This window comes from Actinomadura sp. 6N118 (assembly GCF_044326415.1).
GTDB lineage: Bacteria > Actinomycetota > Actinomycetes > Streptosporangiales > Streptosporangiaceae > Spirillospora.
On sequence record NZ_JBIRAZ010000014.1, the window covers coordinates 124,984 to 138,779 of the forward strand.

Annotated in this window: 12 protein-coding genes; 1 reads left to right on the plus strand and 11 read right to left on the minus strand. The window is 67.5% G+C overall.

Going from position 1 to position 13,796, the window contains the following annotated elements; genetic code table 11:
• Positions 1-44: 44 nt before the first annotated feature.
• The 5 genes from ACH34W_RS32930 to ACH34W_RS32950 all read right to left on the minus strand — a co-directional run bounded on the left by ACH34W_RS32930 (position 45) and on the right by ACH34W_RS32950 (position 6,605).
• A complete protein-coding gene (locus tag ACH34W_RS32930) occupies positions 45-368 on the minus strand; it encodes a thiamine pyrophosphate-dependent enzyme (protein WP_395965045.1) in 324 nt (107 codons plus the stop codon).
• Positions 332-1,729: a hypothetical protein gene (locus ACH34W_RS32935; RefSeq protein ID WP_395965046.1), complete on the minus strand. Its 1,398-nt coding sequence runs from the start codon at positions 1,727-1,729 to the stop codon at positions 332-334. The genes ACH34W_RS32930 and ACH34W_RS32935 overlap by 37 nt, the downstream gene beginning before the upstream one ends.
• A gap of 11 nt (positions 1,730-1,740) precedes the next feature.
• Positions 1,741-4,674 carry a peroxidase family protein gene (locus tag ACH34W_RS32940; RefSeq protein WP_395965047.1) on the minus strand — a complete coding sequence of 978 codons (2,934 nt, stop codon included), beginning with the start codon at positions 4,672-4,674 and terminating at the stop codon, positions 1,741-1,743.
• A 144-nt stretch (positions 4,675-4,818) separates the two neighbouring features.
• Positions 4,819-5,862 (minus strand): lipase family protein, encoded by a 1,044-nt coding sequence (locus ACH34W_RS32945; RefSeq protein ID WP_395965048.1) that lies wholly within the window; start codon positions 5,860-5,862, stop codon positions 4,819-4,821.
• A 278-nt stretch (positions 5,863-6,140) separates the two neighbouring features.
• A complete protein-coding gene (locus ACH34W_RS32950) occupies positions 6,141-6,605 on the minus strand; it encodes an Lrp/AsnC family transcriptional regulator (protein WP_395965049.1) in 465 nt (154 codons plus the stop codon).
• 105 nt (positions 6,606-6,710) lie between these two features.
• Between ACH34W_RS32950 and ACH34W_RS32955 the strand changes: the two genes are divergently transcribed.
• Positions 6,711-7,277, plus strand: a complete 567-nt coding sequence (locus tag ACH34W_RS32955) for an RBBP9/YdeN family alpha/beta hydrolase (protein WP_395965050.1) — start codon at positions 6,711-6,713, stop codon at positions 7,275-7,277.
• A 44-nt stretch (positions 7,278-7,321) separates the two neighbouring features.
• Here the strand turns inward: ACH34W_RS32955 and ACH34W_RS32960 are convergent, their stop codons facing one another.
• The 6 genes from ACH34W_RS32960 to ACH34W_RS32985 all read right to left on the minus strand — a co-directional run bounded on the left by ACH34W_RS32960 (position 7,322) and on the right by ACH34W_RS32985 (position 13,789).
• On the minus strand, positions 7,322-8,119 hold the full coding sequence (locus tag ACH34W_RS32960; protein ID WP_395965051.1) for an endonuclease/exonuclease/phosphatase family protein: 798 nt from the start codon (positions 8,117-8,119) through the stop codon (positions 7,322-7,324).
• 153 nt (positions 8,120-8,272) lie between these two features.
• The gene (locus ACH34W_RS32965; RefSeq protein ID WP_395965052.1) at positions 8,273-9,310 is read right to left on the minus strand and encodes an NlpC/P60 family protein; all 1,038 of its coding nucleotides are present in this window, start codon (positions 9,308-9,310) and stop codon (positions 8,273-8,275) included.
• A 148-nt stretch (positions 9,311-9,458) separates the two neighbouring features.
• A complete protein-coding gene (locus ACH34W_RS32970) occupies positions 9,459-10,397 on the minus strand; it encodes a M56 family metallopeptidase (protein WP_395965053.1) in 939 nt (312 codons plus the stop codon).
• Between the two features lie 4 nt (positions 10,398-10,401).
• Positions 10,402-10,782, minus strand: a complete 381-nt coding sequence (locus ACH34W_RS32975; protein ID WP_395965054.1) for a BlaI/MecI/CopY family transcriptional regulator — start codon at positions 10,780-10,782, stop codon at positions 10,402-10,404.
• A 77-nt stretch (positions 10,783-10,859) separates the two neighbouring features.
• Entirely contained in the window at positions 10,860-12,314 is a 1,455-nt protein-coding gene (locus ACH34W_RS32980) for an NADH-quinone oxidoreductase subunit N (protein WP_395965055.1), read from the minus strand.
• Positions 12,311-13,789 (minus strand): NuoM family protein, encoded by a 1,479-nt coding sequence (locus ACH34W_RS32985; protein WP_395965056.1) that lies wholly within the window; start codon positions 13,787-13,789, stop codon positions 12,311-12,313. Before ACH34W_RS32985 ends, ACH34W_RS32980 begins: the two co-directional genes overlap by 4 nt.
• Between the last annotated feature and the right edge of the window lie 7 nt (positions 13,790-13,796).

Consider the following 13,796-nt stretch of genomic DNA (forward strand, 5'->3'; position numbering starts at 1 on the left):
CTTGACGGGGTCTTAACGCCGACCGGCTGATCTTTGACGGCTCCCTAACAGACAGGCCATGGCCGGCCACGTGGGCGGCCGGGCGAGGGGCTGTAATGAGGGGCGGCCCATCGGGTGATACTGGCGTCGATGATGGTGGGACGCCCCGAGGCCAGAGCGGTGCGGAACGCGTCCTCGAACTCCTCCAGCGTCTCCACGCGGTGGCCATCCGCGCCGCAGGCACGCGCGTACGCGGCGAGGACTGGGTAGGAGTCCGACATCGCGACGGCCAGCCCGGAGAACAGGTTGAACGCCCCAGGCCCGGCCGTGGCGAAGCAGAGCCGGGGTAGCTTTACACCGGGGCCTTGTGGTCGGGTGTGGCGTGCCATTGCGTGGAATGGCGCTCGTGCGTTTCGGTCGTACCGTTCACAAAGAACCGCTCGTAGTAATCCAGCTCGACATGGTGCGTCTGGAGCCATATGCCAGGCACGTGAATGGCGTCGGCGTGTGCGGGGAACCGCCCGTGCGTCGCGTGGATGTAGGCGCAGATGTCCCGCGTGCAGTCGATCACCCGCTGGTCGTACTCGCTCGCGTCGGCCAGATAGCGCTGCCCGTAGTCGCCCTTGTAGATACGGGCGAAGGTCTCCCGATCGGTGTAGATGCCGTCCGGTCCGAACTTCGCCTGAACGACGGCATCGACGGCCTTCTCCATCGACGGGTGGTTGGGCGGGCAGGAGGCCTTGATGAGCTGCTCTCCGTTGGCCCGGAGCCCGACCGGGTGGGAACGCAGATTGGTGTACTTCGGCAGCGGCACGTGCCAGCGCAGGATGTCGGCGGGACGGAAGCGCGGTGTGACGAAGTCGAAGCCGAGCATCCGGCCGTACGCGCCGGAGAACTTCGGGTCGCCCAACATGATCAGCGGGTGCATCGTGGCGTGGATCCAGGAGCCGAGTCCCATGCCGTCCGCGACCAGCATCATGTTCTGCAGAAGCAGGTCGGCCTCAACCTGGGTGCGCATCGGTCCCAGCGCACCGAGCGGCAGCTTGATGTCCTTGTTCAAAAACCCGTTCCTCACCCACTTCCGCACGCCCGCCGGGCGATAGAAGTTGCGGTCGTCGACGATCGTCGGCCTGGCCCCCTCCGGCTGGGTGAGCAGATACATCAGCGCGTTGATGTACTGGTGGGAGATGTCGACGACGGGCAGGAAGACCGTCGTGCCGGGCAGGTTGGACAGGAAACGGTTGGAGTCCAGGTAGGCGGGGAAGTCTCGCATCCCTTCGGGAACGTCGAGACGGTGGTCCAGGACCTGCACCTTGGCCTGGCGTGCCCGTTCGACCAGCGTGTCGGCGTCGAAGGGCAGGTCCGGGGCGGGCGGCAGCTTCCTCAGGAAGTAGGTGCCGCTGTCGTTGATCATGAAGAAGTGGGTGCCCTGCGCGTTGTCGGGGCTGCCCGCCGTCCGCCCGGCCATGTTGACGTTCGGCTTGGCCATGATGGGCTTCCCGTTGCGCGGGTCCTCGAACGGGCGGTCCGGCATGGTCAGGCCGGAGCAGCCGGTGAGCGCGATGAGCACCGCCTCCTCCACCTCCTCCAGCGGCATCGGCCGGTGCGGGGACTCGTAGCTCATCGAACGGGCCGGAACGGAGGCGCCGCGGCTGACCCGGTGGGTACGCCGTCTCCAGATGGTCTCCAGCAATGGCCGGGAGAGAAGATCGTTCAGTCCCTCCTGCCTGACCTTCTGATTCGCGGTCATGCCGGCCTCCCTTAGCCGCGCCGCTTGCCGGACGCGTGTTGGTCGGGTTCGTCGGGCATGGCGGGCCGCCACGGGGCGAACGCGCTGGCGGTCCTCGGCAGGAAGCCGGCCAATTCGGGGCAATGCCGCAGGATGACGCTCTTCATGTCGTTGCGCTCGATCCAGTCCAGCCCCAGCGCGGTGTAGATCTCGGCCCTGAAGTCGACCGTGAGGAAGCGGTCGCTCTGCAGCCGGCGGCTGGCCATGAGGATGAAGATGCGGAAGGCCGTGTCGCTGAAGCCGAATCCCTTGGGCGGATTCTCCGCGTAGAGCCCGACCATCGTGTCGATGTCGTCGACCGTGCGGTAGACGTCCTTGAGCCGCGCCACCGTCTCCGGGTCGGAGGTGAGGTCCTCGAAGCGCCGCAGGCGCGGCTTGTGCAGACCGGCGCGGAAGTCGTTGTAGCGCGGGACACCGCGGCGGCGGGTGCGCATGATGTCGACCACGGACAGGTCGATGATCTCTCCGTCCCGTTCGAACGCCTGGAGCGCGCGCGGGAAGTTGTGGAGGGTGATCGCGCCCGGGTGGGCGATGCCGAGCGAGTAGAGCGAGTTCGGCAGGCCGATCTTGCGGATGAGGGCCTCCGTCGCGGTGCCCTGCACGTCGTTGAAGCCCAGGGTGTCGAGCGTCCGGCCAGACCGGTGGTCGGCGATCTCGTAGTCGTCGGGGATCAGCGGGTGCATCCGGTAGACGGTGACGAAGTCCTCGGTGAGCGAGTAGGGCGCGGAGTGGTGGTCGGGCAGGGTCTTGGGGATGCCGGTCAGCGCGTGCGCGTCGGCCAGCCACAGGCCCAGTTGGGTCAGCCAGTTCTTCGGCGGCCCCGACCAGTTGGCCCGCAGACCGATGTCGATCACATCGGTGGCGAGGATCGCGGGGGTCCACTCCACCGTGTGGATCTTGGCGATGAGGGCGGAGACGACGAGCCTCGCCGTGTGGTGGACGCTGTCCTCGTCCATGCGCGGGTATTCGCTCCGCAGGGCCTCGCACACCGCGTTGTGTTCACGGGCGAAGAGGGTGTGCATCGTGCTGAGACCCAGCCACCAGTTGTCGCGGAAGCCGGTGATCGGAAAGCCGTTCGGGCCGGACGGCAGGTGTCCCTCTTCGAGATGCAGGGCGGCGCCGCCGTCCGGCTCGCGTAGGGATTTCGCGACGGTCTCGTCGCCGCCGTACACCTCCGAGCCGTCCCACCAATGGGAGGCGTTGTTGGCGAACAGGATCGGCGGCTCTGTGCCAGGGCGGGGGTACATGCCCTCGTCGTCGGCGAAGCGCATCACCTTCTCCGGCTTTCCACTCGGGGTGTTGCTCCAGGTCATGCCGGGCGGCAGCGGCACCTCGACACTCTTGGCCCCGGTCGGGTAGCGCTTGTGGCTGACCCAGTCGTGTACCTGGAACTGGATCCACGCGGCGGCGATGATGTTCAGCGAAGGCGCCGGGATGAAGGTGTCGCGGTGGAGCAGTTCCCTGCTGACGACCACGGGATTGGGCACGTTGTGCAGTTCGGGCTGGTAGACGGGTGGGAGATTGCGGCCGAAGGGCGAGCCGAGGGCGCCCATCGCCGGCGCGGACAGGTCGTTGTAGGTGCCGTCGTAACTGCGCCTGACCCGCAGGTGCTCGTCGATCGGCGGGGGCACCGGATGCGCTTTCGGCGCCGCCTCGCGGATCTCGGGGTCGATGAGGTTGCGACGGCGCAGCGCATGCCGGAAGGCCTGGACGTTGAGGAGTCCGGCGTACGTCGGCAGCCTGTGCCAGGGGACGAACCGGTTGACGGCGCGGAATCCCTTCTCCAGCGCTCCTCCGACCACGATGTTGCGCTTCGGCGTCGGTGTGATGAAGCGGTATCCCCGGCGGTGGGCGCTGGATGCCTCGTAGGCGACCTTGCGGGCACGGTTCAGGTTGCCGAGGGGCCGGAACTCCTCCGTGGTGTTCCACGGGTCGAAGGCGAGCTGGTCGACGCGCGACGCGACGGCGCGGGCGTCCGCGGTATCGAGGTTCTGCCTCGGGATCGTCAGCGTCGCCACCGGGACGGCGGGCGCGTCCTCCTCACTCCAGTCGGCCGCGCCGTTCTCGATGGGTGTGCGCCTGAAGTCGGTGAAGCGCTGTACGCACAGTTCGAAGACGATGTCCGACTTGGCCAGCCGCGCGGAGAGCTCATGCCCCAGGTAGTCGGGATCACGCTGTGACGGAGGAGGCGCCGAGGGCGCGGCCGCGGTGGGGCGGAGCCGGTAACGCACCGGCCCGGTGTGCCCCCACAGGATCGCGCCGCGGCTCCAGTACGTCTCGAGCGCGAGGCTGCGCACCTGGTGCCTGGTCCCCGCGGTCACGTTCCGCCGCATGCGCGCGGCGTTGGACCAGCCTACTGACAGGGGAAGCTTGACCAGCAGCGCGATCCCCTTGCGCAGGGTCGAGTCCGCACCGGCCATGGCCTGCGCGAACGCGACGAACTCACGCGCGTTCCGTGCGTGGGAGACCGGATGGTTCGTCATGAGGAGGTCATGGGCCTGATCGGGCCCTACCTGGATCCGCAGTGCCGCACCCCGCAGGTCAGGTGCGAAGTCCGGCTGGCGGACCCCGCTGGCGTTGGACAGCCGGACGACGACCGGGTATTCGGCGCCGGGCTGGGCGAAACCGGCTCGCAGTTCGCCCGGAAGGTCCGGGCGGAACCTCAGCCTGGCGTTCTCGACGCCGAGGATGCCCTTCGCGTGGAAGGTCCGCTCGACACCGGCGGCCCCGGTGCGCTTCTTGATCTTCAACTGGACCCGCATGAGGTCGCGGGCGAGCCGCTCGAAGATCGCCCGTTCGGCCTCGGGAGTACCGCCGGCATAACGCTCGTACCGCTCGGCCTCAGACACTTCGGCTGCCGGCCGGGTCTTCCCGACAATCTGCTCGTGCTGCTTGGCCTCGCGCATGTGGCTCTCCCCTTGTCGGCCGGTTCACTTCGTCGGCATTCCCGTCACACCGTCCCGGTCATCCAGCAGTCGAGAACAAGACAGACAAAGTCTGCACAAGCGAACGAAAATCATCTGCCGACGCGGTGATCATTACCGAGATCGTCAGTCGCCGAACTCGTTCTGCCCGCCGCCTGCGGCAAGGGAAGAGATGTAACGCCGGGGGAAGTGATCCTCGATGGAATATGCGGCGGGCAGTGAGCGGATCAGCTGCAATTTGTCGGCAGCGAACGCCAGACCGGCCAACAGTATCGCTGGCGCGCCCGGAGTCTGGGATGTGGGCCGCGTACTTTCCTCCCACTTTTGCGCGGACGACCGGAAGGAGCGGCCACGTTGTCCCAGCAGACCTGCCAGGGGGTTGCCAAAGCGCGGAGCCCGATACAAAAATTCGCGCCCGAAATGCCGGAACGCCCCCGACGCCGCTGGTGGTAGATGCGGGACCATATCGTTGCCATAAATGTACCGGATGACATTCTCGTGGAGGAATTCATCCCGCTGGCAGGCTTCCGCGAAATCAGGATTGCCGATCATCGGCTGACCGAAGGTGTAGACCGCCCTGAGCCGATGCGCGAACGCCTCCCGGTACTTGCGTTCATGCCTCACCATGACGGCCATGAGCCCTGCCATCGCGCCGCCCAAGCTGTGCCCGGTGATGTAGAGCGCCTCCAGGTCATTACCGTGACCGCCATCGGAAGGCACAACCGACCGGCCTTCGCAGCCGCGCTTCAGCGTGTCCATGACCTCAAAACGCGTCGCCCGCGTGTTGCGGTAGAAGCCGCCGTGCACCGTAGGACGGCGGGCGTCGACCTGGTAGCTGATCCGCTCCGGCTCAAGGTCGAGGTTGACCATCCAGTTGATGAGGCTCAGCGGCTCCGTGCCCCGGTAGCACAGGATGGCGACTCTCCCGCTCTTGCTCTGAACCACGAATGCCGTCGACCGGAGAAGCAGCGGGTCGACGGACAACTGGATCATCCGGCAATGATTGTCCTCAAGCCCCAGCCTCGCCATGATCATGGACACGGTTTCCGGGCCCGAGTAGGCATAGGCAGAACACGTCGCCATGACATGCGCGATTTCGTGATCCGGATGCGTTCTGGCGTGTAGTAACCGCTCCTCCAGATCCTTGTAGACGGGGAATCCCGAAGTCACACGAGCACCGAAGGGACGAAGTTCCTCGTAGGCCGGAGCCCTCGCCTCCCGTGTCCAGAGGTCCCCCGGAACCCTTAATGGCCGCTCTCCCGAAACGATTCGGATGGCCCTCGCAGCGTCCACCCCATACCCCTTCCGGTCATGTGCGGAGATGGCGCCACCAGGGCGGCGTGAAATCCCTGGATCTGCCCGCTTAGTTCAATGTCCTTGGCAGCCTGGGAAGAAACACCTGTGGTCGCAAAGCTCATATCAAGTGCAGAGGAACCGAACCGCCCGACCTAGGTGTTGCGGGTCATGACGTTGTCGGCGTCGGTCAGTGGCTTCTGGGGGTAGGCGCGGAGCACAAGGGATGTGGTGACAGGGCCGTAACGGGCAAGTGCGTCGACAACTTCTTCGAGTCGTCCAGCCTGCGGGCAATAGACGTCGAAGATGAGGCAGTCTTCCCCGGTGACTCTGAGGGTGGAGGCGATTTCGGGGGTCCGGGAGGCGAAGTCCAAGGCGCGTGAGAGCTGGGCGTGCGTGGCGCGGAGCCGGATGACCGCGTGAATGTTCAGCCCGAGGGCTGCCGGGTCGACCACGGCTCGGTAGCCGGTGATGACGCCGTTCTTCTCCAGCCGTTGGATGCGCGCGCTGGCCGCGGGCTGCGAGAGTCCGACGCGGCGCCCTACCTCCGCGCCGGTCAGCCGACCGTCGGCCTGGAGCAGAGCGAGGATGTCTCGGTCTATCCGGTCGAATGATTCCATCGTTGTCCGCACTTCTTTCCTTGAGATCACTTGTGCCACCACCGCTGCCCTGATGCATCCAACAGAATCTGCGCCAGGCGCTCCCAGGATCGCAGGGAGCGACGAGTGAAACGGTGGTGGGCAGTGGTCGCGTACGTCGTCATCCCGGGTATCGACGGCTCGGACGGGCGGCACTGGCAGACCTTGTGGGAGCGGCAGTGGGGCACCTCAGCGGTGAGGATCTCCCCTGCCTCGTGGTCCGCCCCCGATCTGGATGACTGGGTCGACGCTGTCCAGGAGGCGTACGACGACGCTTCCCGGCAGGACAGCCGCGTTGTGTTGGTAGCTCACAGCCTGGGCTGCTGGGCTGCGTCCATCTGGCTGAACAAGAACCCCTCCAGCCCGACAGGCGGCGCATTCCTGGTCGCGCCGCCCGACCCGCACGGGCCGGCCTTCCCACGCCAGGCGGCCGCGACGTTCATGGAGGTGTCGGCACAACCGTTGCCGTGCCCGGCCCTGGTGGTGGGCAGCGGCGACGACCCGTACTGCACCTCCGAGGCGGCCGCCGGCTTCGCGTCGCGGTGGGAGGCGCGATGGCACCTGGCGGGCGCGTACGGACACATCAACTCCGCAAGCGGCCTGGGCTCGTGGCAGCACGGCCGTGAACTCCTGGACTCGCTGACCCAGCAATGATCAACCACTGCACGGGACGGATGGCCACGGCCACAGGACAGGCTCTAGAGGTCGAGTAGCAAGGCGCAGTGGTCGGATACCTCCGGTTCGGTGACGATCTCGAACCGTCGGACAGCGGTGGGCTCGGAGACCAGCAGATAACTGGCATGCCGGAGCGGTTTGGGATAGCGGGAGGTCCGGGTGTCGGCGTCCCGGACCAGATCGACCAGCCCCAGCCCCGCGAGGACCTGGAACGTCTCGCTGTCGGGCAGCAGGTTGAAGTCGCCGCACACCACCGTCAGGTCACCGTCTTCGCGCACGCCGGTGATAAGGTCCGCGAGCCGCTTGGCCTGCGCCCGCCGAGCCGGGGTATCGCCCTTCCCACGTGGGTCTCGCAGGCCGTGGATGTGGACGACGGTGACGAACCGCCGGGCTTGACGGTCGAAAACACGCACGGCCTGAGCGGCGCGGGGGCGGCCATCGGTTGGCCATTGACCTTGGTGTTCGACGTAGTCGCCGTGCACGAACGCCGATCGCATGCCGACGACGGCAAGTGTCTCGGCGACGAAGGCCGCCAGTCCGAAATCCTGCTGATGCCAACTGCCCTCGTGGTCGAGGACCGGGCCGGCGTCGCTGGCGGTGAAGAGCCCGTGGTGACGGGGCAGCAGCGAGCGAATGTCGGCCAGGAGGTCTGCTCGCTGCGGCAGCGACCGCTCAGCGTCGTCGAAGCGTGTCCACCCGCCGACAGCCGCGGTGTGAGTGACCTCCTGGAGACACAGGATGTCGGCGCCGCATGTGCCGAGCCAGCGGGCGAGTTCGTCGAACATCGCGCCGCCCCAGGCGTTGAGAGAGATGATCCGCACGGGTATGAACCTAGGGCGTGTCCCGTAGCGGTGGGCCTCACCGCCGAGCAGGCGGGTGTCCGCAGGTCCGCCAGCAGGCGCGCCACTGGCGGACCCGGTCCGGACATTCCAAAGAACGCGTGCAAGGAGCTCGGGTGGCCGGATGTGGGTGGGTCAGGCTACGCGGACGCCGCCTGCGAAGGGGCGGCCGGAGATGGAGCTGACCTTGACGACATCACAGGTCTGCGGGGCGTGGACCATCTTGCCGCCTCCGATGTACAGACCCATGTGGTGCAGGTCGCTGTAGAAGAAGACCAAATCGCCCGGCTGCAGCTGGCTCTGTGAAACGCGGGTGCCCGCAGTGAACTGGCTGCCGGTGTAGTGCGGCAAGCCGATCCCTACCTGGGCATAGGCGTACAGGGTCAGCCCCGAGCAGTCAAAGCCCTTGATGTTGCGGCCCTGCGCCGTGCCATAGCTCGGCCCGGACGCACTGCCCCCACCCCATGAGTACGGAACGCCGAGCTGGCTGAGGGCGGCGCGCACAGCTCCCATCGCCTTGGTCGAAGCCTTGCCGGGGGCCACGTTCGGGGCCTGCCCTGGCTTGGACGGCGTGATCTTTCCCAGCGCCTTCTGGACCTTTTTGAGCCGGGTCTGCAGCTCGCGCCGTTTGCGTTCGGCCGCGGCGGTGAGGTCGCGTACCTCCTTGGCGCGCACCTCGGCCGACTTGCGGGCGCGTTCGGACGACTGCACGGCTTGAAGCAGAGCCCCGACTTGTGTGCCGTGCTGCTGAGCGAAGAAGTTCAGCGTGGCGGAGCGGTCCAAGATCGCCTGAGGGTCGCCCGAGGAGGCCATGGCCGCCGCCGGGTCGACCGCGCCGTTCTTGTAGGCGTCCGCAGCCACCCGCGCGACCTGGGCACGGACCTTGACCAGGGTCTCGTTCTGCCGCCGCGCGTTGTCCTGGGCGATCTTGGCGGCGCGCTGGGCCTGCTGCAACCGCACCCGCAGCCCGTTGTACTGCTCACTGAGCTGCTCAGCCTGATCGGCCAGCTTCTTCTCCTGAGCGGTCAACTCCCGGCGCGAGGGCTTGGGCTCGGCCACGGCCAGCTCCGCGGGCAGAAGACCCAACGTCGCGGTGATGGCGGCCGTTCCAGCCACGGCGACGGTGAAGCGAGTGAGCCCATGGCTCTTGCCCGTGGCGCCTCGTCGCTGCATCTATGCATCTCTCCTGTCGGTCGCCGACCCAGCGCGTCACCGCACCGCACTCCTACAGGGCATAGGAGCCATGCTCTGACAGAGCGTAGGAGGTTGTGACCACATACGCCACCGAAGTGGGCAAATTGCCTCATTTGCCGCAGGTGTGTCAGCAGACTCCGGCCAGCGAGGAGAGTGTGGCGGCGGCAGTGATCACCGGTATCGCCGCCGTGCCGGCAGCCACCGCCCAAATGAGGGCTCGTCGCGCGTGGTTCGGCGTACCGGTGGACGCGGGGGTCTCAAGCCGGGTGAGGCGCCTCGACAGCATGCCTTCTCCGCCGCCGGCCGCGGCCAGCGCTCCGGCGAGCCCAGGCGTGGATGCGACCTGGCGCAGAGCATCGGCGAGAGTGCGCCGTCCCCATCTGCGCGCCGCCGCGTCGTCGGCAGACATCTCCAGGAGCATCGGCAGAGTTGCCTTGGCGAGCCGGACGGTGGGCAGCCAGGGCAGCAAGGTGTGGGCCAGGTCCAAGAAGAGCAGCAGGGCGTGGTGGCGCTGACGCAGATGGGCCCGCTCATGTGCAAGGACGGCCTGGAGCTGGAGACCGGTGAGCCGGGTCTGCGCGCCTGTGCTCACCACGATCGGACGCCATCGGGACGGGAGGCAGTACGCGACGGGCAAGGGATGATCCAGAAGGAGGACGTCGGTGTTCCGGCGATCCTCTCGCGCGACGAGATGCAGCATCGAGCGGTGTTCACGCCGGCGGCGGACGGCGCGCCGGAGCCGAGGCAACCCCTGTGCCAGCCGGGTGCCGCAGGCGACCATGAGCACGAGGCTGGTCAGGCCGCCCAGGATGAAGGCCACCGGCGAGTGGTGCGGCAGGCAGTTGTGCATCCACTCCAGGAGCCCGTGCCCCGGGGTCGGGGGCACGAGCAGCGCTATCGCGGTCAGGGCGGCCGTCACCGTGACCGTGCCCAGCAGCAGGCCCGCCCAGCAGGCGACAAGAGCACCCGGATGCTCCGCGAGCCGACGCAGCCGAACCAGAAAAGGCCCTGCCAGATAACCCAGCAGGACTGTGGCGGCGACCAGGCCGATCAGCAGCGCGGACATGCGCTCAAGTTACTTGCTTGCCGCTGGTGCGCCGGTGTAGCGCCTCCAGCAGCTGTTGGGCGTCTTCGGGGGCGACGCTCTCGGCGAACCGCGCGAGGATCGCGCCGTGATCGTCGTTTTCGGTCAGCGCTCCCAACATCAGATCGACGGCATAGTCCTCACGCGCCCGCTTCGGCGCATACCTGAACGCCAGGCCGTCAGGAGCGCGCTCGGCCATCCCCTTACCTACAAGGCGTTCCGCCACAGTCTGGACCGTGTTGTAAGCGAGGGATTTGCGCGACCCGTCGTTCAGGGTCTCCAACAGTTCACGGACCCGCAGCGGCCTTGGCGCCGACCACAGCACATCCATCACCGCGCGCTCAAGGGAGCCGCCCAATTCAGCCACAGCGCCACCTCCATTCCCCATTGTGCCGTCGAAAGCCTTCGTGCGGCCCGGGCTTCACGGGGTCGCCCGGTTCCTGATCATCGAACGAGCATTCCGCTCAAGCCGTCAAGCGCTGGTCCGGCAACGATTCCGAGTACGACGGCGGCCACGGCGCAGCCGTAGGCAACGCTTCTGCTCCACGAACCAGCGCGCTCCAGATTGGTCTCCTGGCTGGAAGTCCCCTGGCTGGAAGTCCCCTGGCTGGGAGCCGGGACCTCCCGGGCGAACAGAGGCACCACCCACCGCAGGTAGTAGAAGAGGCTGACGACCGTGTTGATCGCCGCGACGACCATCAGCCAGGCGAAACCCGCGTCGGTGGCTGCCGTGAACACGCTCACTTTGCCGACGAACACCGCCGTCGGCGGCGTTCCCACCAAGCCGAGCAGGCAGACGATCAGGGACAGGGCAAGGCCCCGATTGCGGTGGAAAAGCCCTGTATAGGCGGAGAGCGTCGTGGCCTTTGGGAACTCGGCGACGACGGCGAAGGCACCGAGGTTGGTGATGGCGTACCCGGCGAGGTAGAAGAGCAGCGCCGCAAGCCCGAACGCGTCGTCGCGTCCTGCGGCGACCACCGCGAGAAGCACGTAGCCGACCTGGCTGATGGTCGAGTAGCCGAGCAGGCGGCGCGGGTGGTCCTGGAAGAACGCGGCGAGGTTGCCCAACGTCATGCTGGCCGTGGCGAGCAACGCGATGAGCAGTCTCCAGCGGACATCGGCGGGCTCCAGCGCCTGGTCGAAGAGCCGGTAGACCGCGACCATCCCGCCGATCTTGGGGACGGTGGTGACGAACGCCGCGACCGGGGCGGACGCGCCTTCGGCGACGTCGGGGACCCAGAAGTGCCCGGGAACCGCCCCGATCTTGAACGCGAGCCCGGCGAGCAGGACGACGATGCCCACGGCGACGGCGCCGAAGGGCGCTCCCCCGACCGCCTCCCGGAGCGAGCCATAGCCGGTGGCCCCGGTCGCGCCGTACAGGATGGTGACGCCCGCGAGCATCGCGACGCCCAGGAAGGCTCCCATCAGGTAGTACTTCAGCGCCGCCTCGGTGCCGGGGGCGTCCTTGCCGAAGCCGGTGAGCGCGTACGCGGGGATGCTGGCCAGCAAGTACGCGGCGACCAGCACGAGCAAGTCGCTTACCCCGCCCAGCAGCACCGTGCCCAGCGCGGCGAGCAGCAGAAGCGTCACGAACTCGGTCTCGCGGGGGTGGCCGCGGATCGTGTCACGGGATATCCCGAGCACCAGCAACATCGCGGCCATCACCGTGATCCGCGTGGCGTGCGTTCCGATGTCGATGGCATAGGTGTCGAAGGCCATCTCATCGGGCCCGGTGGCCGCCGCGATGGCGGCGGTGATCCCGGCCACGAGGGCGATGGCGGCGATGACCGAGACCACCCACTGCCGCGCTCGCGGCAGGAACAGGCCCGTGAGCAGGCCGAGGACCGCTCCCCCGAGCAGAATCAGCTCGGGCAGCAACGCGACCGGGTTCTCGTTCACCGTGCGACCAGCTCCACGACCGTGCGCGAGGCGGGTTCGATCACGTCCAGCAGGAATCTCGGGAAGATCCCGATGATCAGCGCCGCGACGAGCAACGGTGCGATCGCGGCCACCTCGGCCACGGTGAGATCAGCGAACGCCGTGTCACCGGGGCCCAGGAAGATCCGCTGGTAGGCGCGCAGGAAAAGGCCAGCCGTGATGAGGATTCCCAGCACGGCGAGCGCGGTCGCGACCGTGGCGGTGGCCAGCCCGCCCGTGAAGATCTGGAATTCGGCGATGAATCCGGAGAAGCCCGGGAGCCCCAGCGAGGCGAACGCGGCCACGGCGGTCAGTCCGCTGAGCCTGGGCGCCTGCCCGGCGAGCCCGCCGTACTCGCCCATCTCGTAGGTGCGGCGCCGGTCGTAGAGGACGCCCGCGATCAGGAAGAGCCCGCCGGTGATGAGCCCGTGGCTGACCATCTGCGTCACCGCGCCGGTGACCGCAAGCTCCCGCGCCTGCGCGTCACCGCGTGCGACTACACCGGCCGCTCCGACGGCGAGCACGATGTAGCCCATGTGGTTGACGGAGGTGTAGGCCACCATCCGTTTGAAGTTCTCCTGGGCCAGTGCCACCAGCGCCCCGTACAGAACGCTGACAAGCCCGACGATGACGATGACCCAGGCGTAACGGCGCCAGGTGTCGGGCAGCATCGGCATGGCGATGCGGACGAAACCGTACGTACCCATCTTCAGCAGCACCCCGGCGAGGATCGCCGAGCCTGCGGCGGGCGCGTCGGTGTGTGCAGGTGGCAGCCACGTGTGGAACGGGACGGTCGGTGTCTTGACGGCCAGTCCGATGCCAAGCGCGAGCAACACCAGTCCGGCGGTCGTTCCTCCCCTGGCCAGCGGGTTCTGCCGGGACAGCTCGACCATGTCGAAGGTGTGCGGGTCGGCGGCGAGGAAGAGCCCGATGAACGCCACGAGCAGGGCGAGCGAGCCGAGGAAGGTGTAAAGGAAGAACTTCAGCGCCGCCCGCCCCCGCTCACCATGCCCCCACACGGCGATCACGAAGTACATGCCGACGATCGACAGGTCGAAGAAGACGAAGAACAGGATCAGGTCCAGCGCCGCGAAAAGCCCAAGGGAGACTGACTCCAGGAAGAGGAAGAGCGCGGCGTACGCGCGGAACCGGCCGCCCTCAGGCGCCGGATAGACGGCGCAGGCCAGGAAGAGCACCGCCGTGAGTGCCAAGAGCGGAAGTGAGAGGCCATCGACGCCCACGTGGTAACCCGAGTCCACCGACGGGATCCATTGCAGGTCGGTCTCGTAACCGATGCCGCCGCCCGCGTCGTAGCCGACCCACAACCAGACCACCAGAACGAGGTCGACCACGGAGACCGTGACCCACGCGATCCGGACTGCTCTGTCGGTCATGCGTGGCACCGCGCCCAGCATCAACGCGGCGGCCAGCGGCAAGAAGATCACCAAGCTGAGCACGGTCACC